16 protein-coding genes are annotated in these 26,561 nt (G+C 68.4%); 10 read left to right on the plus strand and 6 right to left on the minus strand.

Translation table 11 applies throughout. The annotated features are described in order from the left end of the window. Positions 1–7: 7 nt before the first annotated feature. The gene (locus tag ACQU6B_RS00305) at positions 8–289 is read right to left on the minus strand and encodes a YchJ family protein (RefSeq protein ID WP_430868058.1); all 282 of its coding nucleotides are present in this window, start codon (positions 287–289) and stop codon (positions 8–10) included. Positions 290–384: 95 nt separating this feature from the next. Next, positions 385–1,032, minus strand: a complete 648-nt coding sequence (locus tag ACQU6B_RS00310) for a hypothetical protein (RefSeq protein ID WP_430868059.1) — start codon at positions 1,030–1,032, stop codon at positions 385–387. A 37-nt stretch (positions 1,033–1,069) separates the two neighbouring features. Between ACQU6B_RS00310 and ACQU6B_RS00315 the strand changes: the two genes are divergently transcribed. Beyond that, entirely contained in the window at positions 1,070–1,441 is a 372-nt protein-coding gene (locus ACQU6B_RS00315; protein ID WP_430868060.1) for an RNA-binding S4 domain-containing protein, read from the plus strand. A gap of 26 nt (positions 1,442–1,467) precedes the next feature. Here ACQU6B_RS00315 and ACQU6B_RS00320 read toward each other — a convergent pair whose 3' ends face one another. Genes ACQU6B_RS00320 through ACQU6B_RS00335 form a run of 4 tightly spaced genes read right to left on the minus strand, consistent with a single transcriptional unit; the run spans position 1,468 to position 5,866 of the window. Beyond that, a complete protein-coding gene (locus ACQU6B_RS00320; RefSeq protein ID WP_430868061.1) occupies positions 1,468–2,703 on the minus strand; it encodes a polysaccharide pyruvyl transferase family protein in 1,236 nt (411 codons plus the stop codon). Continuing rightward, entirely contained in the window at positions 2,700–3,713 is a 1,014-nt protein-coding gene (locus ACQU6B_RS00325) for a lysylphosphatidylglycerol synthase domain-containing protein (RefSeq protein ID WP_430868062.1), read from the minus strand. Before ACQU6B_RS00325 ends, ACQU6B_RS00320 begins: the two co-directional genes overlap by 4 nt. A gap of 3 nt (positions 3,714–3,716) precedes the next feature. Next, positions 3,717–4,862 (minus strand): nitroreductase family protein, encoded by a 1,146-nt coding sequence (locus ACQU6B_RS00330; RefSeq protein ID WP_430868063.1) that lies wholly within the window; start codon positions 4,860–4,862, stop codon positions 3,717–3,719. Beyond that, complete coding sequence (locus tag ACQU6B_RS00335) at positions 4,859–5,866, minus strand: glycosyltransferase family 2 protein (protein ID WP_430868064.1); 1,008 nt, start codon at positions 5,864–5,866, stop codon at positions 4,859–4,861. Before ACQU6B_RS00335 ends, ACQU6B_RS00330 begins: the two co-directional genes overlap by 4 nt. Before the next feature lie 213 nt (positions 5,867–6,079). Here ACQU6B_RS00335 and ACQU6B_RS00340 point away from each other — a divergent pair, with 213 nt between their 5' ends. From ACQU6B_RS00340 to ACQU6B_RS00380, 9 genes are all read left to right on the plus strand, one after another. Further along, complete coding sequence (locus tag ACQU6B_RS00340) at positions 6,080–6,526, plus strand: hypothetical protein (RefSeq protein ID WP_430868065.1); 447 nt, start codon at positions 6,080–6,082, stop codon at positions 6,524–6,526. A gap of 631 nt (positions 6,527–7,157) precedes the next feature. After that, the gene (locus ACQU6B_RS00345; protein ID WP_430868066.1) at positions 7,158–9,467 is read left to right on the plus strand and encodes a 5'-nucleotidase C-terminal domain-containing protein; all 2,310 of its coding nucleotides are present in this window, start codon (positions 7,158–7,160) and stop codon (positions 9,465–9,467) included. A 107-nt stretch (positions 9,468–9,574) separates the two neighbouring features. Then, on the plus strand, positions 9,575–12,448 hold the full coding sequence (gene gcvP / locus ACQU6B_RS00350; protein ID WP_430868067.1) for an aminomethyl-transferring glycine dehydrogenase: 2,874 nt from the start codon (positions 9,575–9,577) through the stop codon (positions 12,446–12,448). A gap of 172 nt (positions 12,449–12,620) precedes the next feature. Further along, positions 12,621–13,736 carry a serine/threonine-protein kinase gene (locus ACQU6B_RS00355; protein ID WP_430868068.1) on the plus strand — a complete coding sequence of 372 codons (1,116 nt, stop codon included), beginning with the start codon at positions 12,621–12,623 and terminating at the stop codon, positions 13,734–13,736. 3 nt (positions 13,737–13,739) lie between these two features. Further along, entirely contained in the window at positions 13,740–19,757 is a 6,018-nt protein-coding gene (locus tag ACQU6B_RS00360; RefSeq protein WP_430868069.1) for an Ig-like domain-containing protein, read from the plus strand. Between the two features lie 65 nt (positions 19,758–19,822). Next, positions 19,823–20,788 carry an AAA family ATPase gene (locus ACQU6B_RS00365; RefSeq protein WP_430868070.1) on the plus strand — a complete coding sequence of 322 codons (966 nt, stop codon included), beginning with the start codon at positions 19,823–19,825 and terminating at the stop codon, positions 20,786–20,788. 74 nt (positions 20,789–20,862) lie between these two features. Then, positions 20,863–22,176: a DUF58 domain-containing protein gene (locus tag ACQU6B_RS00370; protein ID WP_430868071.1), complete on the plus strand. Its 1,314-nt coding sequence runs from the start codon at positions 20,863–20,865 to the stop codon at positions 22,174–22,176. Further along, a complete protein-coding gene (locus ACQU6B_RS00375) occupies positions 22,173–24,827 on the plus strand; it encodes a transglutaminase domain-containing protein (RefSeq protein ID WP_430868072.1) in 2,655 nt (884 codons plus the stop codon). Before ACQU6B_RS00370 ends, ACQU6B_RS00375 begins: the two co-directional genes overlap by 4 nt. Then, a complete protein-coding gene (locus tag ACQU6B_RS00380) occupies positions 24,824–26,557 on the plus strand; it encodes an FHA domain-containing protein (protein WP_430868073.1) in 1,734 nt (577 codons plus the stop codon). Before ACQU6B_RS00375 ends, ACQU6B_RS00380 begins: the two co-directional genes overlap by 4 nt. The last annotated feature ends 4 nt before the right edge of the window (positions 26,558–26,561 follow it).

Below are 26,561 nucleotides of genomic sequence, written 5' to 3' on the forward strand. Positions count from 1 at the left end.
CTAATACTCAGCGCACGTCGCCGTCGACGTAGACCCAAGCGCCGTCGAGGATCACGAACCGGCTGGTCTCCCGCATGGCGCCCGATTCTCCGGCACCATTCCCGTAGTGCGCGACGAACGAGACGACGCCCGTCGCATCGGCCGCCTGGCCCTTGCTCGTCGACAGAATCTCGAGCCCGCGCCACCCTGCGCCGTCAAGGTCGAGCTGGACGGGGCGGGTGCGGGGATGCCACGTGCGCATCAGGTACGGCGCGTCCCGGCGCACGTAAGCCGTGTAGCGGGAACGCATGAGCGCCTCGGCGGTGGGCGCCGGGCGCTCGCCGCGCAGGAGTGGCCGGCAACACTGTGAGAACCCGAGTGTGGAGCCGCAGGGGCAGGCGACCATCAGGGAGTGAGTTCCCGCACCCAATTCGCGTCGCCCTTGATAAAGCCCATCTTCTCTAGGTAGATGGGGTCGAGCGCGTCGTGGTTCTTCAGCTCGAGCAGCGAGAAGCCGGCCTCGGTCAGGGCACCGGGGGTGCGGTAGACGAACTCCCCGGGCGCGAAGTCGCGGAAGCGCGGCTTCACCCAGTCGAGTTCGACGGCGCCGATGCCCTCGCCTTGGTGGCGGACCGCGACCACGCCGATGGCCTCGTCGCCGTGGGCCACGAGGAACGTCGAGCGCTCGCTGCCGTCGGTGGGTGCCAGCGGGTCGAAGTCCGGCTGGTGGCGCGTGATGTCGTCGGCGTGAATTCCTAGGAAGTGCTGGAGGAACGGGTCGCTGGGCTCGAGCGTGAGCACCGTGTAGACGGCGGCATCGTGGCGCTCGCGATAGATCCGGCGCAGCCAGTAGGCGTCGATGATGGCGATCACGAAGTTCATGAACGCGAACGGCCAGATCCCGATGATGCCGTTGAAGGCGGTCGCGACCACGGCGCCGGCGAAGTTCATCCACCGGAAGCGCAGCACGCGCGACTGCATGAGCGACCAAATGATGAGGAGGGAGCCGACCCACCCGATGGTCTGAAGGATTACTTCGCCCGTTATCTGCATGTACGCCAGCCTACGGCTCGCGCCGTACCCTCAGTACATGGAGCGGTCAAGTGTGCGGATCGACGCATGGGTGTGGGCGGTGCGCCTCGCCAAGACCCGCTCAAGAGCGACGACTGCCTGTCGTGCCGGTCACGTGCGGCTCAACGGCGAGCGCGCCAAGGCCTCCGCCACGGTGGTGCCGGGAGACCGAGTCGAGGTGCGTGGCGGGGAAACCGTGCGCATCGTCGAGGTGACGCGGTTGCTGTCCAAGCGCGTGGGGGCGCCGGTGGCCGTGATGGCGTACATCGACCACAGCCCCAAGCCGCCGCCCAAGGAGCACGTGGCGCTCGCGGGCCAACGCGACCGAGGCGCGGGTCGGCCCACCAAGCGCGAACGCAGGCAGATCGACAAGCTCCGCGGCCGCGGCTAGCGGGACGCCACCGCCACGAACGTGAGTTAGTCGAGGTTGGCTGGCTTCTGGCCTGCAACCTGGTCAATCACGTCGAGCTGCTCCATGGCCTTGGCGCGCACCGCGGGGAAGCGGTCCGCGAGCGTGGCCCGGACCTGAGCCTTGCCCGCGTCCAGCTCGGACACGCGCGCCTCGAACGTCGCCTGGTCGACGCCGTCGGCGGGCAGCGCCCAGGACGCCAGGTCGAACATGTCCAGCACCTCGCGGTACTTGTGCGACCAGCCCAGTACCAGGGTGGGCACGCCGGTCGCGAGCGAGCTGACCATCGCGTGGAACCGCGACGCGACGAACAGGTCACAGCGGCCGATCAGAGAGCGGAGCTCCTGCGACGACAGCTCGCCGTCGGGGAAGAGTACCCGCTCGGGCGAGGCGACCCGCTCGTGGATCAGGCGGCACACCGGGAGGTCATTGTTGTGGGTCTTCTCGTTGGGGCGCGTCGAGTGCGCGACCAGGTAGACCGGGCGGCCCATCGTCTCGGTGAGATAGTCGATCTGGTCGACGATCTGCTGCACATAGTCCTCCCCGCGCCCCTCGGCCGCGGCGCGCAGCACCTGCGAGGGGGACACTCCTACGACGTCCCCGGCGGCGAAGAACGAGGCGTCGACCTTCGCGTCGGCCGCCGCGGCATCGGCCGGGGTGACGTCGAGCGTGAACGCGAGGTCGGCGCCCGCGACGGTGTTGGTCAGCCCGAGCCCGTCCAGGTGCTCCTGGGTGACGGCGCCGCGGGACACGATGGCGGCCATGCGTGGCAGCAGCGCCTTGGCCAGGGCGCGGTTCGCGGCGGTCTTGAACGGGCCGAGCGCCTGCGCGCACTTCACCACGGGCGTGCGCACGAACAGCGCCGGCAGGATGGAGGCGACGTTGTAGATCAGGAACTTGGTGCGCCCGTCGACGAACGTAATGCCGCCCTGGTCGAGCAGCACGTCGGCCTGGGCGAGGGCACCCACCTCAGGCACCCCCGACTCGATCGACTCGCGAGCGAAGGGCAGCACGCGCCAGGCGAGGGCGCCGCCGTTGATCAGCACGCCCAGGCGCAGCGGCGAGGCATCCATGACGGTCACGTTGGAGTGGTTGTTGAGCTCCGCGTCCGAGCGCGGATACATGCTGAGGTGCGAGATCTGCACGTCGGGGTGGCGCTCGGTGAGGTGGTGGACCGCGCTCTCGAGCATCGCCGCCGCGCCCTTGTTGCCCGACAGCGCCGAGCCAATAATTGCTACCTTCATGCTTCCCGCACGTCCTTTTCAGTTATAGGTGAGTCATCGTCTTCGAGTTCCGGGGCGGCCGCCGGGGCCGCGGCTTCTCCGCGTCGCCTAGCGCTCGCGGTCAGCAGGCCGTACGCACCCGCGATGAGGAGGTCGGCCACGGTGGCGAGCACGCGCGCGGCCAGCGACACGATGATGGCCTGCTCCACCCCAAGGTACGGGGCGGCGAACAGCACGAACACCGATTCCCGCACGCCCAGGCCGCTGGGCACGAACACCGCGAGGATGCCCACGGCGCCGGCGATCGCGTACGCGGCTACCAGCGGCAGCCACGAGGTGGGCGCGGCGTCCGCCACGGCCACGGAGATCGCCACGACGCCGATGCCGTTGACCAGGCGGGGCAGCAGGAACGCGAGCTGGTACTTCCACACGGCCTTGCTCGGCAGGAAGAACTCCGGCGGCACGTCGCGCTTCATGGTGCGCCGGGCCAGGCGGTTGACGATGCGGTGGAACACGCTCGGGTGAAGCAGCACGATGAGCGGCAGGACGGCCGCGACCGCGAACCAGACCACGTGGGTGACGTCGCCATTGCCCGCCCGCGACACCAGCAGGATCGCGAGCATCGGCACCGTGGAGCCCAGCAGCAGGAAGGCGTTCTCGTAGACCACCGAGATCAGCACGAGCAGGCGCGAGAGTCCGCGTCGCTTGCCCCACGCGACCTTGTTGACCACGAAGCCGGCCTGGCCGGGGATGTACTTCAGCAGCCAGGCCGAGAAGTGAACCCGGACGGCCTCCTTGGCGGGCAGGTGCTGCTGCGAGAGCACCGCGACGATGCGTCCCCACAGCCAGCCGGAGATGCCCACGGCCACCACGAACAGCACGAGCGCGGCGGGCGCCCACCAGCCCCAGGACAGCTCGGCGTCCTGGATGGCCCCCCAGTTGTCGGCGAGGGCGGTGGCGAAGAAGTACGCGACCACGCCGATGACGGCCACGCCCAGGCCGGTCCGCAGGAGCCGCTTGCGGTTTGCCATCAGCTAGTCGAAGCTGCCTTCGCCGGCGCCCTTGGTGGCGGGGCCGGACTTGGGGGCCCTCGCCACGGTGTCCCGGTCAAAGGTGCGCAGGTTGTCCAGCGACTTCTTCTTGGAGTACGCGACCAGCGCATCGGGCTGCGCGTAGCCCACCGCGAGCAGCATGATCACGCGCTCGTGCGGCTGCAGGCGCAGCGTCTTGGCCATGCGGCCCTCGAGCGGCTCGAAGTCGGGCCAGTTGATGCACGACGAGCTCAGTCCGAGCGTCTCGAGCGCGTAGATGAAGCCCATGGTCGCGAGCGACGCGTCGATGTACGGCACGTGGCGGTCGCGCGGGGAGAAGTAGTTGGACAGGTCGCCCTTGATGACGATGACCGTGGGGATCTGGTCCGCGTAGCCGGTCGCGCCGAACGGGATGCCGGCCACCTGCTGCACGGTCTCCGGGTCGTCGAACACCAGGTATTCGTACGGAAGTCGGTTGCACGCGGACGGCGACTGGCGCGCCACCAGCAGCGCCTTGTCGATCAGCTCGCGCTCCACGGGGCGGTCCTGGAACCAGCGGACGGACCGACGCGATTCGGCGAGCTGCAGGATCTGCTCGTAGGTGATGTCCGTCTTGGGCAGGTCACCCTGGGGGTACGGATGGACCGCGGCGGGCGTGCCGTAGGCGGGCAGGGCCTCGAAGGCCGCGCGGGAGCGGGCCACCGACGCATCGTCGCCCGTCACGATCGAGAAGTACTCGGTCAGCACGTCGTGCGCCCACTGCATCTCGCCGGCGTCCAGGTGGGACACCGTGGCCGGGCGCTTCATGGCCACGGCGTAGAACTCGACCGTCTCCTCGATGTAGTCCCGCGCGAAGACGTCGCGGCGGGGCTGCATCAGGATGCCCTTCTCGAGGCGGTGCACGTTGCGGCGCAGCTCGACGTGGGTGGAGCGGTCCTTGCCGAGGTTCTTGTAGTACGCGCGGCGGCCCGACAGGACCGCCCACTGCTCGCGGTTCTGGGTGAAGAATCCGGGGATGGAGTAGATCGTGGCGCCGATGCGCGAGGACCCGCCCAGTTCGAGCACCGCCCGGTTGGCGCCGTTATAGGTCTTGCGGATCACGGGCACCGCGAGGGCGTTCTTCGCGATCTTCTTGAGCTTGCCGATCATCGGTCGTCGCCCTCCGAGAGGGTGGTGGCGCTGCCCGCCGGGCGGTAGTGCTCGGCGATGCGCGAGGGGCCGTACTGGATTTCGCGCAGTCGCTCGAGGGTCTCCTCGTGCAGGATGCGATTGGCGCGCATGAGGTCGGACAGCACGCCGAGCGCGAGGGCGAGCACCGCGACTACGAGCATCGCCGAGCCGAAGATCAGCGACTGAATGTGGTTGCCGTCGTTGCCGGCGATCCGCAGCACCAGGAACCGCACGAAGGGGAACAGGCCGATCAGCCCGAACACCACGGCGATGCTGGCGAACAGGGTCCATGGCCGGAACATCGTGTACGAGCGCAGGATCGCCTGACCCGACTTGAGCATGTGCTCGAACACGTTGGAGAACAGGCGCGACTCGCGCGTCTTGGGGTTGGTATCGATGGGCACGGAGACGATCGCGAGGCGCTTGTTGCCCGCCTGGATGATGGTCTCCATGGTGTAGCTGAACTGCGTCACGATGTTGAGGCGGTAGAGCGAGTACCGGGAGTAGGCGCGGAAGCCGCTGGCCGCATCGGGAAGCTTGGTGCCCGCCGCCCGGTTCACGACCCACGACCCGAACCGCTGCATCGTCTTCTTGAACGGCGAGAAGTGCGCGATGGTGTGCGTCTGCCGGTCACCCATCACGATGTCTGCTTTGCCAGCGACGATGGGGGCTACCAGGTCGCCGATGCGGTCGCCGGGGTACTGGTTGTCGCCGTCGGTATTGACCACGATGTCCGCGCCGATGCTGAGGGCGTATTCGACTCCATCACGGAAGGAACGTGCTAGCCCCATGTTGCGCGCGTGGCTGACGATGTGCGTCACGCCGTGCTCGCGCGCCACCTCGACGGTGCGGTCGGACGAGCCGTCGTCGATGATCACAACCTCGATCTGGTCCACGCCCTCGATGTGCGTGGGCAAGCCTTCTAGCACGCTCGCGAGCGTGGACTCCTCGTTGAGGCAGGGAACCTGGATGACGACCTTCACGGGTCCAGGGTATCTGGGGTGGTGCTTAGTTCTATTACTGCGCGTTGCGCGGACGTGCGTCTACTCTCGAACATAAGGACGTCGAATAGATCCCAAGAGGGCGGGCGGGTGCAACGGATGCGAGCGGTTTCACGTTCAGGCGCGGCGCTGTTGGCGATCTGTGCCGTTCTCAGCACGGCGGGATGCACGTACCTCCCTGACCCAATGCCGCTCATGGCGACTTGGGATGAAGCCGGTGACCTGGAGATTTCCTTTCCAGTCTGTGCCGGCGAGACCGTCGTATACGTCGTTGCCCTAGCCGGCGATGTTTCGACCGAATCTTGGGTTGTTCGGCAGGGCGACCCGGAGTCTCCAGTGACGGAGAACCAGGTCTTTGATTTCTTGATCACTTCGGAACTGCTGTCCGAGGGATTACTAACGGATCAATTGCCCGTGATCGATCCATTCGAGGCAGGGTATCCAACCGAAATCGCAGACTTTGAAGGAGTCTACGTGCTGACAACCGACTTTGGGGCTGGTGTGGACGTCGAGGACATCGACGGCCCGGGCAGCTGGATCATCGACGGAGATCCGATTGATCACGACGCATGGCCAGTGCGAACGACGCGCGCCGAGGGGATGGCCCAGATCGCCGCGTTCTGTGAATCGGAGCGCTCGTGACTAAGTGGCCGCTGTGAATCGAAGCACCGATTCCGACGAGAACGTCAATATTGAGATTCCGTCGCGGCTCGCGAAGCGAGCGGCCGGCGGAAGGTCAGACTGGCCCGCGCCAGGAGTAGTGGCGGCCTTCGCTGCCACTCGCGCCACATCAGCGGCGGCGGCCCACGTTCTCACCGCCGGGCACGTGTTGCTCGAGATCCTGGCGTTCCCTGGCACCTATCGAGTCCTCGCACGGCATGGACGATTGTCGCTGGTGGGCGTCACCGAAGCGAGATGGGTTTCTGTGCCTTTGCCTTTCGTGGGCGGGGGAGCCGAGGTGTCTGGGCGACCGGGAGGTCCAGTCGAGGACATCCAGATCGGCCGCCGGGGAGTTTTGTCGGGTCGCATACTCCTGTCTGGCGAAGCTTGCTATGTTCCCAGGCGCCAACACCGTGACCTCGCGATGCTCCTGACGGCGATGTCTCGCAGGTAGGCCGATGGCGCTGATGCCAGCAGCGACGGGAGTGCGCGCGGTGTGACGCACGGGTGAAACGTTGGTTTCCAACCGGCAACGGCGCGCGTTTCGAGATGCGCCGATGCGCGGGCCGGGTTAGCGTCACAAGTGACCAAACCCACACGAAAGGGACAAACCATGACATCAGTGCTACCCACGGCCGTGAGAGGCGTCGCCACAGCGACGGCCATCTTCGGCCTCGCGGCTGTCGCCATCACCCCGGCGCAAGCGGCAGAGGACGACACCACAGTGCAGATCCTGGGCATCAACGACTTCCACGGAAGAATACTGCCGGACGAGTTCTCCGGCGCTGCGGGAGCGGCGGTCCTCGCCGGCGCGGTCGACGCGCTCGAGGCAGACCATCCTGACTCCGTGTTCGCGGCGGCCGGCGACCTGATTGGCGCCTCGACGTTCGAGAGCTTTGTTCAGCAGGACAAGCCCACCATCGACGCGCTCAACGCGATGGACCTGGACGTGTCCGCGGTGGGCAACCACGAGTTCGACCAGGGCTACGACGACCTGGTGAACCGCGTGATGGCGCCCTACGACGCAGACACCAACCCCTTCGGCGGCGCGCAGTGGCAGTACCTGGGCGCGAACGTCCGCGACGCGGCGGGCGACCCGGCTTTGCCGGAGACCTGGACCGAGAACTTCGACGGCGTGACGGTCGGCTTCGTGGGCGCGGTCACCGACCAGCTCGACGAGCTGGTCAGCCCGGCCGGCATCGAGGGCCTCACCATCGAGGAGCCCTACGTAGCGGCCAACCGCTCGGCCGCGCAGCTCAAGGCAGACGGCGCTGACCTGGTGGTGCTGCTGGTGCACGAGGGCGCGACCAGCACGGATTACGCCGATGCGGTCGACCCCAACAGCGACTTCGGGGACATCGTGACCAACGTCAGCGACGACGTGGACGCGATCATCTCCGGCCACACCCACCTGGCGTACGACCACCGCGTTCCGGTTCCCGGCTGGGAGGACGCAGGCCGCACCATCACCGAGCGCCCCGTCGTGTCCGCCGGCCAGTACGGCATCAACCTCAACCAGCTGCTGTTCACGCTGAATGCCAACGGCGACGTGGTGGGACTCGAGACCTCGATTATCCCGCTGTTCGGCGCGTACCCCGCCGATGCGGAGGTGGCCGGCATCGTGCAGGCGGCCGAGGACGCCGCCGCACCCCTGGGCGCCGTGGTCATCGGTCAGATTGACGCACCGCTGTACCGCGCATCGGTCGCGGGCGGAACCCCCGGCTCGGCGCGTGGCGCGGAGTCGACACTCGGCAACGTGGTCGCGGACGTCCAGTTGTGGGCGACGCAGGGCAACGACGCGCAGATCGCGTTCATGAACCCCGGCGGACTGCGGGCAGACCTGCTCGGCGAGGCGGCCGGCGCGCGCAAGAAGTACCCGAGCGACGTGACCTTCAAGCAGGCGGCCGACGTACAGCCGTTCGCCAACACCCTGGTGACCATGACGCTGACGGGTGAACAGATCGGCGACGTGTTGGAGGAGCAGTGGCAGCCCGAGGGTTCGTCACGACCGTTCCTGCGCCTGGGCACCTCGACCGGCTTCACGTATACCTATGACCCCGCGGCGCAGGCGGGCGACCGGATCGAGAACATGTACCTGGACGGCGACCTCATCGGGTCCGACGACACCTTCACGGTGACGGCGAACTCGTTCCTCGCCGCGGGAGGCGACAACTTCTCGACCTTTGCCGATGGCGCGAACGTCGCCGACTCGGGGCGAGTGGACCTGCAGGCGATGGTCGACTACCTCGACGACAACGGCACCCTCGAGACCGACCCGACCCAGCACGCGGTAGGCGTGACGGGCCTGTCCGACGAGCCGCTGGTCAAGGGCGACACGGTGTCGTTCGACCTCAGCTCGCTCATGATGACCGGCCCCGGCGACACGCTGGACAAGAAGGTCAAGGTCAGCATCGGCGGCAAGAACCGTGGCACGTTCGCGGTCACCAACGAACAGCAGAGTGACGGCTACGACGAGCAGGGCACCGCTCACGTCGAGTTCACGGTGCCCAAGCTGTCCGAGGGTGACACCGTCATCGAGGTGACGGGCAAGCAGACCGGCACCGTGGTCCGCATCCCGGTCACGATCGGGGCCGCGCCAGCGCCCGCGATGTGCACCGTCGACTACACGATCCACGGCACCTGGCCGAACGGCTTCATCTCGCAGGTCACGGTGACCAACGACACCGACAAGTCCGTCAAGGGCTGGGACGTGGCGTGGGACTTTACCCAGGGCGAGCGAGTTGCGAACCTGTGGGCGGGGGCGGTGTCCCAGAAGGACGCGTCCGTGCAGGTGAAGAACCTGTCGTGGAACTCGACCATCCGGTCGGGTGGCTCGGTGACATTCGGCTTCATCGGCGCGGGCAGTAACCCCGTCGATCCCGCCGCGTTCTCGCTCAATGGCAACCAGTGTGAGGTCAAGTAGCAACAACTGGCGGTGAGCTAATCACAGCCCGCGACGCCCGGCTCCGAACCACGGAGCCGGGCGTTCGTGTCTACTTAATCACCCGACGTCTATCGTGACCGGGCTAGATGCGACACAATGGGTCGGTGACTTCGTTCTCCGACCGCCATGTAGGCCCAGACTCCGACTCGATCGCGCAGATGCTCGACGCCGTGGGTCACCATTCTCTTGCGAGCCTGGTGGACGCCGCCGTGCCCGACTCGATTCGCGGCGACGACGTGCTGGTGTTGCCCGATGCGCTGACCGAGCAGGAGGTGCTCGGGGCGCTGCAGGGCTTCGCCCAGCGCAACCAGGTGCAGGTCCAGATGATCGGTCAGGGGTACTCCGACACCATCACCCCGATGGTCATCAAGCGCAACATCCTCGAGAACCCGGCCTGGTACACGGCTTACACGCCGTACCAGGCGGAGATCTCGCAGGGCCGCCTCGAGGCCATGCTCAACTTCCAGACCATGGTCTCCGACCTCGCCGGACTGCCGGTCGCGGGCGCCTCCTTACTCGACGAGGCCACCGCCGTCTCCGAGGCGATGCTGCTGATGCGCCGTGCGGTCAAGGGCAAGGAAGGCGGCGTCATCGTCCTGGACGCCGAGTGCTTCCCGCAGACCATCGCGGTGGTCAAGGCCCAGGCCGACGCTATCCGCCTGCCGATGCGCGTCGAGACCCTCGACGAAGCCTGGCGAGCCCCCGATGACCTGGTCGGCCTGGTCATCCAGCAGCCCGGCGCGTCCGGTCAGGTGCGCGACGTCCGTCACCTCATCGAGGCGGCCCACGCCGCCGGCGGGCTCGTCACGATGGCGGCCGACATCCTGTCGCTGTGCGTGATCAAGGCGCCCGGCGAGCTGGGCGCGGACATCGCCGTCGGCTCGACTCAGCGCTTTGGCGTCCCCCTGTTCTTTGGTGGCCCGCACGCCGCGTACATGGCTGTCACCAAGGGACTCGAGCGTCAGCTCCCCGGACGCCTGGTGGGGGTATCCGTCGACGCCGACGGCCACACCGCGTATCGCCTGGCGCTGCAGACCCGCGAGCAGCACATCCGCCGCGACAAGGCCACGTCCAACATCTGTACCGCCCAGGCGCTCCTCGCGATTGTCGCGTCGATGTACGCGGTCTATCACGGCCCGGACGGCCTGCGTGAGATCGCGCTGCGCGTTCACACCATGGCCGCGACCCTCGCCGACGCGTTGATAGCGCGGGGCATCAACATCCGCCACGCGGAGTTCTACGACACGATCGTGGTCGAGGTGCCGCGCGGCGCCGACTCGATCGTGGTGCGCGCCGCCGCGCGCGGCATCAACATCCACAAGGTCGACGCGAACGCTGTCTCCATCGCGTGCGACGAGCTCACCACCGTGGACATCCTCACCGACATCGTCGCCGCGGTGCTGGACCGCCAGCCGGAGCGCACCGTGTACTCGGGCCCGTCGGTCAAGATTCCACTCGAGATGCGTCGCTCCTCCGACTACCTGACGCACCCGATCTTCCACGCCCACCGCAGCGAGACGTCGCTCATGCGCTACATGCGCAAGCTGGCGGACCGCGACCTCGCGCTGGACCGGACCATGATTCCCCTGGGCTCGTGCACCATGAAGCTCAACTCGGCCGTGGAGATGGCTCCCATCAGCTGGCCCGGCTTCGCGAGCATTCACCCGTTCGCCCCCTCCGAGCAAACCGGCGGCTACCGCGACATGATCGCGCAGCTCGAGGGCTGGCTCGCGGAAATCACCGGCTACGCCGCGGTGTCCGTTCAGCCCAACGCCGGGTCCCGCGGCGAGTACGCCGGCCTCCTGGCCATCCACGCGTACCACGCCTCCCTGGGCGAGTCCGAGCGCGACGTGTGCCTGATCCCCGCCTCGGCGCACGGCACCAACGCCGCATCGGCCGTGCTGGCCGGCCTGCGCGTCGTGGTGGTCGCGACGGCGGAGGACGGCGAGATCGACCTGGTCGACCTGCACGCCAAGCTGGCCGCTCACGAGGCCCGCATCAGCGCGATCATGCTGACCTACCCGTCCACTCACGGCGTTTACGAAGAGCACGTGGGCGAGGTGTGCGCCGCGGTGCACGATGCCGGCGGCCAGGTGTACATCGACGGCGCCAATCTGAACGCGCTCGTGGGGCTGGCCAAGCCCGGTCACTTCGGCGGAGACGTCTCGCACCTGAACCTGCACAAGACCTTCTGCATCCCTCACGGCGGCGGCGGCCCCGGCGTAGGCCCCGTCGCGGTGGCCGAGCACCTGGTGCCGTTCCTCCCCGAGGTGCGCTCCAGCATCCTGACCCCCGGCGAGCTCGAGCGCGGGGGCGCAGCGGTGTCCGGCGCTCCCTACGGCTCCGCGGGAATCCTGCCCATCTCCTGGGCGTACATCGCGATGATGGGCCACGACGGCCTGACCTATGCGACCCAGGCCGCCGTTCTGGCTGCCAACTACGTCGCGGCGCGCCTCGACGAGCATTTCCCGGTCCTGTACCGCGGCCCCGGCGGGCTCGTCGCGCACGAGTGCATCCTGGACCTGCGTCCGCTGACTAAGGCGACCGGCGTCACGGCCGAGGACGTCGCGAAGCGGCTGATCGACTTTGGCATCCACGCGCCCACCATGTCCTTTCCAGTGGTCGGCACCTTGATGGTCGAGCCCACGGAGTCCGAGGACAAGGGCGAGATCGACCGTTTCATCGACGCGATGATCACCATCCGCGCGGAGATCGCGGACGTCGAGGCGGGCACCATTGCCGCCGAGGACTCGCCGCTGCGCCACGCGCCTCACACCGCGGACATGGTGGTGAGCGACTCGTGGGCCCAGCAGTACTCCCGCGAGCAGGCCGCGTTCCCCGTCGCCGGTCTGCGACGCGACAAGTACTGGGCGCCGGTACGCCGTATCGACAACGCCCATGGCGACCGCAACCTGGTGTGCGCCTGCCCGCCGCTCGAGGACTACTCGGACCCCTCGTAGCGGTAGGTGGCAATACGCGGCTTCCTCGCCGCCGCGCGTCGAACTCGTCACACTTGCGTTGAAGCGCTTTGTGCGGGCCGCGCGTCAAGTTATTCTGACGCTGGGTATGTTGGGGCCAGACAATGCGCCCCGTCTCATCTAAGTGGTCCAAAGGCGAGCATTGGGGGGTTGCATGGCCAGGCGGCAGTCCCTGACACCACCCCTATTACCTGGGTATACGTATGTGCGGCCGCTGGGTTCGGGCGGATTCGCGGACGTCTTCCTGTTTCAGCAGAACATGCCGCGCCGCCTCGTCGCGGTCAAGGTCCTGCTCAGCAAGGTTCAGGATGATGCGTCGGCACGCGCGCTCGCGGCGGAGGCCGACATCATGGCGTCGCTCAGCTCGCATCCGTCCATCTTGACGGTCTACGAGGCGTCGGTGTCCTCCGACGGACGCCCGTACATCGTCATGGAGTACTGCCCCACGTCGCTGACTAATCGCTACCGCAACGAGAAGATTCCGGTGGCCGAGGTGCTGTCCATCGGGGTCAAGATCGCCTCCGCGGTCGAGGCCGCGCACCGCGCCGGGCTGCTACATCGCGACATCAAGCCGTCAAACATTCTCGTCACGTCGTTTGGCCACCCCGTGCTGTCTGACTTTGGCGTCGCATCGGCCGTCGCGTCTGGCGACACCGAGACCATCGCGATGTCGCCTCCCTGGAGCGCGCCGGAGCTGGTGGAACACCGCAGCACCGGGACCATCGCGACCGAGGTGTGGGCGCTCGCGGCCACGGTGTACACGCTGCTCGCTCAGCGCAGTCCGTTCGACGTCGCGGGCCCCGGTCGCGCCGACGAGAACGCGCTCAAGACGCGCATCGCTAAGGCCAAGTACACGCCCACCGGGCGTCCGGAGTCCCCGCGCGAACTCGAGGGAGTGCTGGAGGGTGGAATGCGCCGCATTCCAGGCGACCGCTACCCCACCGCCGCCGCGTTCGGCCAGGCACTGCAGTGGGTGGAGCAGTCGTTGGGCCTGCCCGTCACGCCCATGGAGATTCCCACCGACGAATGGGCGCAGGCCTCAGCCATCGCCGCGCCGGACGACTCGCCGCGCGGCCCCACGCGCAGCACGGTCCCGGTGGCCTCCCAGCGCCTGCGCCGCGGGTCGGGGACCTCGTCCAGCGCGGGCACGGGAACGCTGCGCGACGCCCAGGCCAACCGCGTGGGTAAGGGCGTCATCATCGGCGCCCTGGTCGGCGGCGTCGTCCTGCTCGGCGTGGTGGCCGGCGCGGTTCTCTCGGTGTTGGGCTAGCACATGTCAAACGTGGATGTCGGAAGGGTCACCGCCGCGCGCCGGCGCAACGTGCGGCGCGTCGTGGGCGCGGTCGCGATAGTCGCGGTGGCGGTTGGTGTGGTGGTCGCGCCCGGGGTGGACGAGCAGGAGGTCCACGCGGACGATGCCGCGGTGTGGGCTCTGCAGAGCGCGTCCGGGCAGCGCTTTGGGCGGGTCAACACGCAGCTGGGCGAGGTAGACACCGTCAAGGGCGTGGCCGAGCCGAGCGACCTCGCTCAGTTTGGCGACTCGCTGCTGGTGTTCTCCCAGAATTTGTCCTCTGTTACTCAGGTGCAGACGGCCCGCCCGGCGGACATCGACGAGGCGTCCGGCGAGGCCACCGTCGCGACTCCCGCGGGAACCGACTCCGTCACCTTTGCCAGCGACACCGTCGGCTACCTGACGGACTCCGGGGACGTGCTCGTGGGTCGCGTCTCCGACGGCACGGCAGTATCGCCGTCCGTGCTGGATCCGTACGCCGACGTGCAGGTGGAGGAGGGCGTGGACCGCCCCCAGTACCGCGCCGATGCGATGGCCGTTGGAGTGGACGGAGACGTCGCCGCGTTCTCGGCGACGGACGGCAACGTCATACGCGGCAGTGTCGACGGCGCGGCCTTCGACGGGTTCGACGTGGTGCCGGGACCGCCCGCCGGGGATCAAGTCCAGATGAGCATGGTGGGCGACGACTGGGTGCTGCTCGACACGGACAGCGGCCAGCTGTGGAGACGTGGCGGCGAAGCTCCCGTGGTCACCGGCGTCGAGATCGGTGCGCTGTTGCAGCGCCCGGGCGCCGACGCCGACGCGGCCTACATCGCCGACGAGTTCGGCATCGTCGCCGTGCCCCTCGACGGCTCTGCCGCCGTCCGCATCTTCGGGTCCACCGACGTCTCGCTGGGCGAGCCGGCAGCCCCCGCCGAGGACGACGGCGTGATGGTGGGGGCGTGGCTTCCCGCCGGCCCCGGACCCGGCACGGTGTGGGACTCGACCGGCAAGCAGGCCGCACTCGACTACGGCGACGAATCGACCGGCGGGGGTCCGCTCGGTGAGGAGCGCTCGCCCCAGCTTCGCTCGAACGGCTCGCGGCTCATCCTTAACGAGACCCGGACCGGATGGGTCTGGAACGTTCCGGCGGGAACGCTCGTGAGGTCATCGCAGCAGTGGGTCCCGGACGAGCAAGACGTAGTAGCCGCGACGGACCAGGAGACCGCGGATCAGGTGAGCGATCCGCGCGCTCCTATCGCGGAGGACGACGCCTTTGGGGTGCGCGCGGGACGACAGATCATCCTGCCCGCGCTGCTCAACGACCACGATGCGAATGAGGACATCTTGACGGTGGTGCCCGGCGAGCTGCTTCCCCTCGACCCGGCTTTCGGCATCGTGAGCGTCTCCGACGACGATCAGTCGCTGGTGGTCGACGTCCTCCCCGAAGCAACGGGGAGCGCGATCTTCACGTACGTGGTGACGGACGGCACCGCGTCGGACGGGCTCCAGTCGGAGCCCGCGACGGTCACGCTATCGGTCAAGGACCTCAGCCAGAACACGGCGCCGATGTGGTGCGGCACCGAGGACTGCCTAGCCGAGTGGCCGGCGCCTGAGGTCAGTCCGGGGGGCACGGTGTCCGCCGATGCGCTGGCGGGCTGGGTGGATCCCGAGGGTGATCCCATCTACGTCCAGTCGGCGACGACGTCCTCGGCGCCCGGAGTGGTGGCGGCGTCTCCCGAGGGAAACGTGGTTTTCCAGCACTCCAATGCGAGCTCGACCGAGGTCGGCGGCGTCCCCATCGAGGTAGTGGTGTCGGACAGTCGCGGGGCGACCGCGTCCAAGACCATGACGGTCACCGTGCTCGGCGAGCCGGCGCTGGTGGCCAAGGACCTCGCCGCGACGGTCACCGAGGATGTCCGCGTGACCCTCGAGGTTGCCGACCACGTCACAGGAGCGCGCGGCCCCCTGCAAGTGACGGAGGCGTCGCTGGGCCCGGATTCGCCGGCTCAGGTCGACGTCGCCCAGGGGCTCATCGGCTTCACGTTCGAGTCCGAAGAGTCGGGTTCCTTCGTCGTGGACTACACCGTGACGGACGGCGTGGCCGAGGCGCGCGGCAAGGCGCGAGTCACCGTGATCGACCCCGCGGACGAGCGGCTCTCCACGGTTCCGCTGACGGCCTTCGTGCGCGCCAAGGAGGACGTCACGGTCGACGTCCTCTCCGCCATCTCCAATCCGGGCGGCCACGTGCTGCTGCTGAGCGACGTGACGACGGCCCCGGAGGACGGTGCGACGCTCGCCGCAGACGTGGTGGGGCACAGTGCGTTGCGGCTCTCCGGAGCGACGGCCGATGCCCAGCCCGGGCTTCTGGGCGTGGTTTCCTACACCGCGTCCGACGGCACTGGGCGCCCCGCGGCGACGGTGCGCGGCGAGGTGACCGTGGTGCTCCTTGACTCCGACGTGCCGTCGGCCCCGCTCGCGGTGGACGACTCGATCACGGTGCGGGTTGGCGCGCAGGCCGACATCTCCGTCCTCGCGAACGACGTGGGGCCAGCGGGCAATGTGATCGCCCTGGACCCCGGCTCGGTTACGGCCGATGCCGGCTCGGGACTTTCCTTTCCCGCGGGCCCGCGTATCCGGTACCTGGCGCCGCAACAGGCTGGCACGTACGTCATCTCGTACTCCACCTACGTACTTGGATACCCGGCCCAGCGGGACGACGCATCGGTCGTGGTGACCGTTCTCGCGAACGACACGAACGCGCCGCCAACGCCGCGCGACGTGCAGGGTCGAGTCGCGAGCGGAGAGACCGTGCGGCTGGCGTTTGACGGGACCGGCATCGACCCAGACGGCGACACCGTCACCCTGTCCGGGATCGTCACTCAGCCGGTGCACGGCAACGCGACCGTGTCAGCGGACGGCACCAAGATGGTCTACGCGAGCGGGAGTGGCTACAGCGGCCAGGATTCGTTCGAGTTCTCCGTCACGGACGAGCGCGGATTGGATGCCACGGCGACCGCGTACATCGGGGTGCTCGCGGACGACCTCGATCCCAGCCCCGTGACCTACACCGACTACGTCCAGGTGCAGGTGGGCGTGGATCGTCGCGTGGTCGTCACCCCCACCGCGAACGACATCGACCTGGCCGGCGGGGAACTCGAGTTGATCGACGTGTCGCCCGACGCCAACCTCGGCACTGCCGAGTACGCGGAGCTCTCAAGCCACCTCGTGGGAGCGCCCACCGACGGCGCCGTGACCATGCAGGTGGGAGAGGAGCCCGGCACGTATTCGTACGTTTACACCGTGCGCAACGACGGCGGCAGCACCGCCATCGGGCGCATCATCCTCAAGGCCGTACGGGAGCCCATTGCAGACGTGCCCATCGTCGCCGACTCCGTCCTGACCCAGGAGAACCGCGAGACCTTCGCCGATGGCGTCGACGTCCTGACCGGCAAGGTCGCCTGGGGTAGTGGCGACGCAGGCCAGCTCACCTTGTCGCTGTGGGGCGCGCCCGCGGACGTCACAGTGTCCGGAAACCGGGTCTCGGGGCCGCTCCCGGACGAGTCGCGGCTGATCCCCTTCCAGGTGGACGGCGCGAACTTCAGCGGCGAGGACGTCACCAGCTACGGATTCCTGTCCGTGCCCGGACCGGACGGCCTCCGGCTCTCATTGCGCGAAGTGTTCACTCCTCCCGAGGTTAATGAGGGGGAGTCTGTCGACTTCGACATCGCGGAACTCGTGGCCCTGCCAGACGGCGCGATGTTGGAAGTGGACCCGGACTCTATCTCCGCTAGTGGTGCCCGAGGTGAAGCCAGCTGCGTCCTGGTGACGGGGACGACGCTGCGTTACGCGGCGGGAATGGGAGACCCGTACTCCGACACGTGCGTGGTATCCGTGAAGCTCTCGGACCAGGACTCCTGGACAGTGATTCCTGTCCCCATCGTGATCATCGCCGAGGAGCCCCAGCCCATTCTGACCGGGGCCGCTCTCGAGGTCTCGCCCGGAGACTCCGCCGAGTTCGACCTGGGCAAGATGGTGACCTGGCCCACGGGTTCGGCGACGCGCCCAGTCACGTTCTCGACCAGCTATTCCGGGGAACAGTTCGAAGTGACGACTACAGGCGAAACCGTGACTGTCACGGCGAAGGACAAGGCCGTCCCCGGCAAGGTGGACACCGTTACCGTCGCGCTGCAGTCGGACGCGGACACGCCTGCGGTGTCTCTTGCTCTCAAGGTGGGGCCCGCGCCGTCCCAGTTGCCCAAGGGCGCCACCGTGGTGAAGCAGTGCTCGCAGGCCAACGGCTCGTCCTGCACCGTATCCGTCATCGGTGCGAGCGGTGAGGTGAACCCGCTGCCGGGAACGCCGCTCGAGATCGTGGACGTCAAGGGCGCAAGCGAGTGCTCCTCGGTCACGTTCGCCGCCTCAGGCGCGACCGCGATCACAGCGACCTGGACCGGAGAGACCCCCGGTGCGGTGTGCGACGCGGTGTTCTCCGTGCGCGACGCGCAGGGCCGGGTGAGCGGCTCCGACCGACAGGGGACCATCTCGATCGACTTGCAGGGCTACCCGGCGGCGCCCGCGGAGCTGAGGCAGGTTTCCTTCGGCGACGGCACCGCGACCCTCGCGGTGAGCGCGGGCAGCGCGTCCTCGTCGTACCCAAGGGTCCAGGGCTACTCGGTCTACCGCGGCACGTCCAAGGTCGCGACGTGCGACGCGAAGGGGGTATGCCCGCAGATCGCGGGGCTCACCAATGGCGACAAGCAGACCTACACGGCCAAGACCGTGAACGCGGTCGGGGAGTCCAAGTCCGCCGTGAGCGCGCAGGCCTGGTCGTACGCGCCGCCCGCGGCGCCCACCGACGCCGCCTGGATCCCCACCAAGGCCACGCCGCTCAACGCGGGTAAGCAGGTGGACATCACCCTGAACGTGCGCGACGCCTCCACCAGGGAGCTGAACGTGTCGAGCCCCAACGGCGAGACCCGGGTGGTGAACGTCAGCGGCCAGAGCCGGGTGACCATTCCCAACCTCGACGTCGGCAGCAACCAGGCCCAGCAGGTCACCATCGTTCCGGTCACGGGACTGGACCTGCCGCCGGTGGCGGGTGGTCAGGTGCAGGGAGCGGCCATCACCTTGACTGCCAACGGCGTTGCCGCTCCCCAAATTACGGACAGCGACTGGGCGTCAAACGGCGACGGCTCGCAAGTCACCTTCACCGTGAGGACGCCGTCCGCTGGGGACGGATCCGTCACCTGGGTAGGCGTGGGTCCCGAGGGCCAGTGCACGGAGACGGTACAGGCGAGCGGGGGTAAGGGCATCGTGACCGTGAGCGTCACCCCGAACGACAAGAAGAACTTCAGCGTTTGCGCCGAGAGCCGCTACGACACGGTCGTCTACGGTTCCGCGGACACCAAGGTCACCGACGTCTACACCTTTAAGGATCCGGGTGCTCCGGTTGTGACGCGCGGATACCGCATCAGCGACGACTGCAGCCCGAGCCTGAGCGGCGGCAAGCTCTACTGCGAGACGGTGGTGACCGCCGCCCCCCGTGTCTCAACCGCGCCGTTCTTCACCAAGTACTTCTCCGTGGGAACCGGTGCTCCCGTGGACAGCTTCGCCCTGCCGATCGGAGCCGCGCCCCAGGTCAAGGCCTACAACTGCATTCGTTTTGTCACCACCGACAACCCCTGCTCGACGCAGGGAGCGGTGGTCACCGCGGACACCGGGTACCCGGAGTATCGGACCAGCATCACGTACGACTCCTGCAAGGTGAACGCTGAAACCACCAACGTCGTGGTTGCCGCGAACGCGAACGACTACGACGTGAGCGCGCCCACCTGGCTTGACCAGAACGGCGTCCCCACGGCCGTGAAGTGGGACATGCGCGCGGCGAGGCTCACGGTGTCTTTCAAGAACCAACTCGCCGCGGTCGCGGATGTGACGATGTCGCTGGCGTGTACCGACCTGGTCGCGCCGCCGGAGCCCGAACCCACGCCCACTCCTGAGCCCAGCCCGTCGCCGTAGTCGGCCCGGCAGGCGTCATCACTGCACTGACCACAGCCCCACACCCACGAACCGAGGACTTAGTAATGACCGTCACCGAAGCCCAGGCCAGCTGGTTTACCTCCACGTTCAACGCGCTCGTGGAGAACGTGGAGCTCGCAGTATTGGGTAAGCGCCAAGTGGTCGAGTTGGCCTTCTGCGCGATGATCTCGGAGGGGCACCTGCTCCTTGAGGACGTTCCCGGAACGGGCAAGACGTCCCTGGCCCGCGCGATGGCGCAGACGGTCAAGGGAGTCGGCACCCGCATTCAGTTCACGCCTGACCTGCTGCCTGGCGACGTCACGGGGATCACCGTGTTCGACCAGAAGCGCGGCACCTTCGAATTCCACCAGGGCCCGATCTTCGCGAATGTGGTGCTGGCCGACGAGATCAACCGGGCGAGCCCCAAGACGCAGTCCGCGCTGCTCGAGGTCATGGAGGAGGCGCAGGTCACCGTGGACGGGGTGTCGCGCAAGGTCGGAATGCCTTTCATGGTGATCGCCACCCAGAATCCCGTGGAGCAGGCAGGCACGTACTCGCTGCCGGAGGCGCAGCTCGACCGCTTCATGATGAGGACCTCGTTGGGCTACCCCGACCACGGGGCGACGCTGAGAATCCTGGAGTCGACGCGCAACCAGAAGGTAGTGGTGCCGCCCCTGGTGGAGTTGCAGACCATCGTCGCGATGGCCGGGCTCGCTCGCGAGGTCTACCAAAACCCACTCGTGCTCGACTACATCGCCCGCATCGTCGACGCGACGCGCAACGCAACCCAGGTGCGGCTCGGCGTCAGCGTGCGTGGCGCGATGGCGCTTGCGAAGGCGGCGCGCACCTGGGCCCTGGCGCACGGCCGCACCTACGTCACGCCCGACGACGTCAAGATGCTCGCGGAGCCGATCCTTGCGCACCGCCTGATCCTCGACCCCGAGGCCGAGTTTGACGGCGTCACGGCGACGGCGATCATCGGCCAGATTCTGCTGGACACGCCCCCGCCGTCGCAGAGGGATCTCGGTTGAGCCGCGACCACTCCTCAAAAACCTCCAGGACGAGCGCCACGCGCACGTCTTACTCCCGCACGGGCTACACCCGCATGGGGAACACGACGCGCACCCAGGTCAGCGGTGCATCGGGCGGCAGGTGGGTGTCGCTCGGGCTGGCGACGCTGCGCCTGGGTCGACGTATCCGGTCGTCGACGCGTCGGACCGGGGGTGTGCTCGCGGCGGTCGTCACCCCAGCGGGGTGGCTCGCCGCCGCCTGGGCGCTGGCCGGGCTCACTGTGGGCCTGGTGTGGGGCTGGTCGGAACTACTGATCTCGGGGCTGATCGCGCTGATCCTGCTGGTGATCGCCGTGCCGTTCCTGGTGGGAAAGGAGTCGTACGAGGTCGACTTTGGGCTCGGTCACGACGCGGTGGTGGCGGGTCAGGACGCGGCGGGGGAAATCGTCGTGCGCAACCCACACTCGCGGCTGGCGCTTCCCGGCCGCATCGACATCCCCGTGGGAGAGGGGCTCATCGACTTCCACGTCCCGCTGCTGCGGCGCGGCCACGAGCACCGCGAGAAGATCGTCATCCCGGCCGCGCGCCGCGGCGTGATTGATGTGGGGCCGGCGACCACCGCGCGCTCTGATCCGTTGCGACTGCTCACCCGTGAGTTTCACTGGGCCGACGTCAGCACGCTGTTCATCCACCCAGTGACGATTGCCATCCCGAGCACCTCGATGGGCTTCATCCGCGACCTCGAGGGGCGCGCCACCAAGACCATCACCAACGAGGACATCTCCTTTCACGCGGTCCGGGAGTACGCGCGCGGCGACGCGCAGCGGCAGATCCACTGGAAGTCGACGGCCAAGACGGGCACGTTGATGGTCCGACAGTTCGAGGAGACTCGACGGTCCACCATCTCCGCTGTGCTCGACCTCAACGTGGAGTCATACGCGACGGAGACCGAATTCGAGATGGCCGTCAGCGCGGTGGGCTCGCTCGGGGTCCGCGCCTTGCGCGACGGGCGCGACGTGCAAGTGCTGGTAAGCGGCGAGGTGCCCGAGTTCGCCCGCGCATCGGTGCGGTCCCTGCGCCAACTGCGCGTGACGACGCCCCGCGCGCTCCTCGACGACTTGTCGGGCGTGGAGGCCAGCGGCGCGGTCATCGGACTCCCAACGGTCACGCGCATGCTCGCGGATTCGACGTCGGACACGTCCCTCGCGTTCCTCGTGACCGGCTCGACCGCGACCCTGACGCAGCTCCAGTCCGCGGCGCTCGCGTTTCCCGCCGAGGTGGCCGTCGCCGCGGTCATCTGCGACCCGGAGTCGGAGCCCTCCGTCCACTCGGTGGGCCGCATGCGGCTGCTGAGCCTGGGGGTTCTGGACGACCTGCGCCAGCTTCTCGCGCGAGGCGCATCGAGATGAGCAACAAGAAGCACCTGCCGGGGGCCGCCGGGCCCAGCACCCTGGGACCGCGGATGGCCCGCCCCGCCGCGCGCAGTTCGGTCTGGTTCGTGCTCACCAATGCGGCCTTCATGATGGCGGCATCGGGCGTCGCGGCCTGGGCCTTGCTCCCCGTCTATGGCTCCGCGCGATATGCGTTGGTCGCGGGAACGGCGATCGTGGCAGGCGCCGCCGCCGCCGTCGTGTGCGAGCGACTCAAGTGGGGCGCGTCCCGGGTCGTGATACTCGCCGTACTCATCTACGTGGTGGCGGGCATCACTTCGGTGATCCCCGGGGCCCGCGGCAGTGGAAACGCCCTGGCGGACGCCGGCCTCGACCTGCTGCGCGGACCCGTACTCGGGTGGAAGGACATCGTCACCCTGCCGTTGCCGCTCGGGGACTACGGCACCACCATCGTGCCGGTCTTCGCGTTGTTGCTAGCCGGCACCGCCACGTCCGCCTGGGTGGCGATACGCGCCAAGCGGTGGTGGCCGATGGCCGCCGTGACGGCGAGCACCCTGGTCATCATCGCGATCGCGATAGGCCCGTCGGTGCGCGCGTTGCCGCTGCCCTGGGCGCCCTTCGGGACCTACGCCTCCCGCGAGTTTCTCGTCGGAATCTTCGCGTTCGGAGTGATCCTGTCCTGGTTCGGCTGGCGGGCCTGGCACGCCCGGCGCGTCGCGATCGCGGCCGCGTTCGGAGCCGGTGGAGTGCGGCTGGCCACGTCGTCCCACGCCAGCCGCCTAGCGGGGGGGACCGCCGCACTCGCGATGGTCGCCGTGGCCGTCGCGATGTCCGTGATTGTCGCCGCGCCCATCGCCCAGAGCACCCCGCGCGAGGTCATTCGTTCCGCCCTTGACCCCCGGCTGGTGGTGGAGACCAAGGTGGGCCCGCTCAGCTCGTACCGCGAGTACTTTGGCGACGATGCCTTCGAGGCGGTGCTGTTTACGGTGAGCGTCGAGGCGGGCACTCCTGAGCGCGTGCGCCTCGCCACGTTGCCCTATTTTGACGGCGAGGAGTTCAGCGCCGCGGATCCCCAGGGAGCGGCCGTCGCGCGTTTCCAGCGCGTGCCTAGCCACGTCGAGGTTGAGGGAGAGACCCAGGATGTGGTGACTAACGTCGCCATCGGCGTGCAATCGGGCATCTGGGTGCCGCTCGTCGGGGAGCTCGGGTCGGTCGACTTCGAGGGCCCGCGTCAGGCGACCCTCACCGACGGCTTCTATTACCTGGCTTCCGCGGATGCGGGCGTGATGGTCGCGGACGGCGGACTCCTGTCGGGGGATGCGTACCGAGTCGAGGGCGTGCTGCCGGCCGCGATGCCCGCGCTCGCCGACCTCGGCTCGCCGCCCGGAGTGTCGACAATCGACCCCGAGCTGATTCCCGAGTCGCTGCGCCAGTGGGTCGCGCAACAGGACGTGAGCGCGGATGCGGCCGGGTTGACCGAACTCGTCAACCGGCTGCGTGCACGCGGATATCTCTCTCATGCGCTCGACGAGCAGCCGGACGGCGAGACCAGTTCGTGGCAGAGCGCGCTCGGAGACTACAGCTTCGCTCCGTCCTCCTCGGGCCACTCCTTTGATCGGATTGACCGACTCTTTCAGCAACTCAACGAGCGCGAGGGCGAGGTCGGCGCCGTCGGCGACGAGCAACTCGTCGCCGGTGTGGGTGACGACGAGCAGTTCTCCGCGGCGGTCGCGATGCTCGCGTCAGAGATGGGCTTCCCCTCCCGGGTGGTGATTGGCGCGCGCCTGATTGAGACCGATGACCTGGGCTGGACGGCGCCGGCGTGTGCCGCCGGCGAGTGCCGCGGCGAGAACATGAGCGTGTGGACCGAAGTGCAGTCCGACGAGGGGGTATGGGTGCCCATAGACGTCACTCCACAGCACCAGAGCCCGATTGCCCCGGAGGTAGCGAATCAGAAGGATCCCGAGTTCGCCTCCGCGTTGGACCCCGAGCGGGCCGAGGCGATCGTGCCGCCACTGACCCAGCGCGGGCAGACGGACGACGATGCACCGGAGCCGCAGGAGTCGGAGACGGGATGGCTCTGGTTGGAGCCCGCATTGCGGATCGCTGGGATCGCGGTGCTTGCGTCGCTAATCCTGCTCGGCCCCGTCCTGGCGATTCTGTTGTGGAAGGCCGCGCGACGCAGTCGCCGCCGTCGCGGGGAGCCGCGCGACGCCGTTCACAGCGGATGGGACGAGTACGTCGACGATGCCGTGGACGCGGGGTTGCCGCCGTTGCGCCTGGCGACCCGCACCGAGGTGGCTCGCGCGTACGCCACGACCCACGGCGTCGCGCTCGCGAATCTCGCCGATCTCGCAACGTTCGGCGACGCCCCGATGGATCGGGCCGCCGCGGACCGGCACTGGGTCCTCGTGGCCGAGGACAGGGCCGAACTCCTGCGCCGTAGGTCGTGGTGGGGGCGCATCCGGATGAGGTTGTCGATGCGGTCAATCTGGAGCACCCTGAAAACAGACCCGGCATCCCAGGCGAATTCCGCAGACAGTAGTCGGCCGCAGCGGTGGCGCTCCGGCGTGGGAGTGCGCGCAGAGCATACGGTGGTCACTGCGAGCAACGGTCGGTCAACGGCCGGCTCATCGCGGCGGTCGCACAAGCGAAAGAAGAAGTCATGAGTTGGTTCCCCTTTACCTACGTCCTGTTCGTCACCCTCGTGTCGATCGTGTGGATGGGGCTAGCGCTGGGATCAGTGCTGTCCAAGATGGGGATGGCCAGTAGGCAGGCGTGGATCCCGGTGGTGCGCTGGGTCGCGGCCGCCGAGGCCGGACGCACGTCTCGCATCGCCGTGCTGGTGGCGCGCACCGTCTCCGCGGTCGGCATCGCGGTCCTCCTGGTGGGGCTCGCGCTGCGCGGAGTGCAGGGCGACGACGTCACCGCCCTCACCGGTTGGCTCACCCTGGCCGGTGCAGGCTTGTTCGTGCTGGGGGCCCTGGTCGGGTGGGTGTTCTGGATCATTGGCGCGGGCACCATCGGCATGAGGCTCAACATTGCCAGCGGGTGGGTCGTACTGGCCGCGCTCAGCCCGAACCTGTGGGCCGCGATTGTGGGCTGGGCGAAGATCGGGACGCCCATCCCGTCCGACGCCATCGGCCGCGCGGCGTCCGCCGGCGCAGGGCACAGCGCCTCCGCCGATGCGCCCGCCGAGAATGTTGCCGCAGTGGAGTCGGTTGTCGCGACAACAAGCATCTTCGGGGACGGACGGCCGCCGTCGCCGTTCATGGCCGGCTCCGAGGCACAGCCCGGTGCCACAAACGTCTTCGACGACCGGCCCTTTGGGGCGGCGGGTTCATGGCCCGCGGCGCCCCTGAGGAATGCGCCGACACCAACGTCGACACCTGAACCTGAACCTGAACCGACGCCCGCGCCTGAACCGACGCCTGAACGGGTGCCTGAACCCGCGCGGACGCCGACACTTGCACCTGAACTGAAGCCGTCACCTGAACCTGCACCTGCACCGACAGCGGAAGCTGCTGCGGAGCCCGCGAGCCAGGTCCCTACCCGGCGCGAGGCACGGGCCATCGCCGACGCGGAGGAACTGGCTCCCGCCACGGCACCCGTCGTGGCACCCGCCCCCGCTCCCACGTCGACACCCCCGTCGTCAGCGACCCCGACCCCTTTGCCGAACGCCGAGCCCGCAGCGAAGGTCCCGCCGATGCCGGTGTCGCCCTACGCGGTTCCGCGGGCTTCCAGGGACGCGGCGGACGAGCCTGGAACCGGCCACCCGCCGACCATTCCGCTGCCGTCGGTCAACCCGAATCCGGCGCCGGTGTCGCCGTACATCACTGGGACGCTTCCGCAGGTACCCGTGATTCCTCCGGTCATCCCGCCAGCCGCGACTGCTGCCGACGCGAGGTCGTGGGCGGAGCCAACCCGGGCCGCCGCGGTCACCCGCGTCGCCGACTCCACGCCGCCGATGGGAGCGAGCTCGGCGTCAGACGAGCCGGCGGAAGTCACCACCGAGCCGGTTCAGGACGACGCCGACGACCACACGGTGATCACCAAGCGCAGGCGTGACGTGTGGGTACTCGAGGTCGACGGTGGCGACAGCTACCCGTTGCCCGAGGACCAGATCACCATCGGCCGCTCGGCTGCTGGCACCGCGCGTGCCTCCCACGTGGGCGTCGATGACACGACGCGAACGATGTCCAAGCAGCACGCCAAGCTTCGGCTGGTGGACGGCGCGTGGCTGGTGACCGACGTGGGCTCGACCAACGGCACGTTCGTGCGCGGCGCCGATGGCGTCGAGGTCGAGGTCTCGCCGGGCACGGAGGCACCCGTCGACGGCGTGCTGCTGCTGGGGGACCTCGAGGCCAGGATCGTCAACCAGGGCAGCGGACGAGCGTGAGCGC

Origin of the sequence: Demequina aurantiaca, assembly GCF_050598105.1 — a bacterium.
Classification (GTDB): Bacteria; Actinomycetota; Actinomycetes; order Actinomycetales; family Demequinaceae; genus Demequina; species Demequina aurantiaca_A.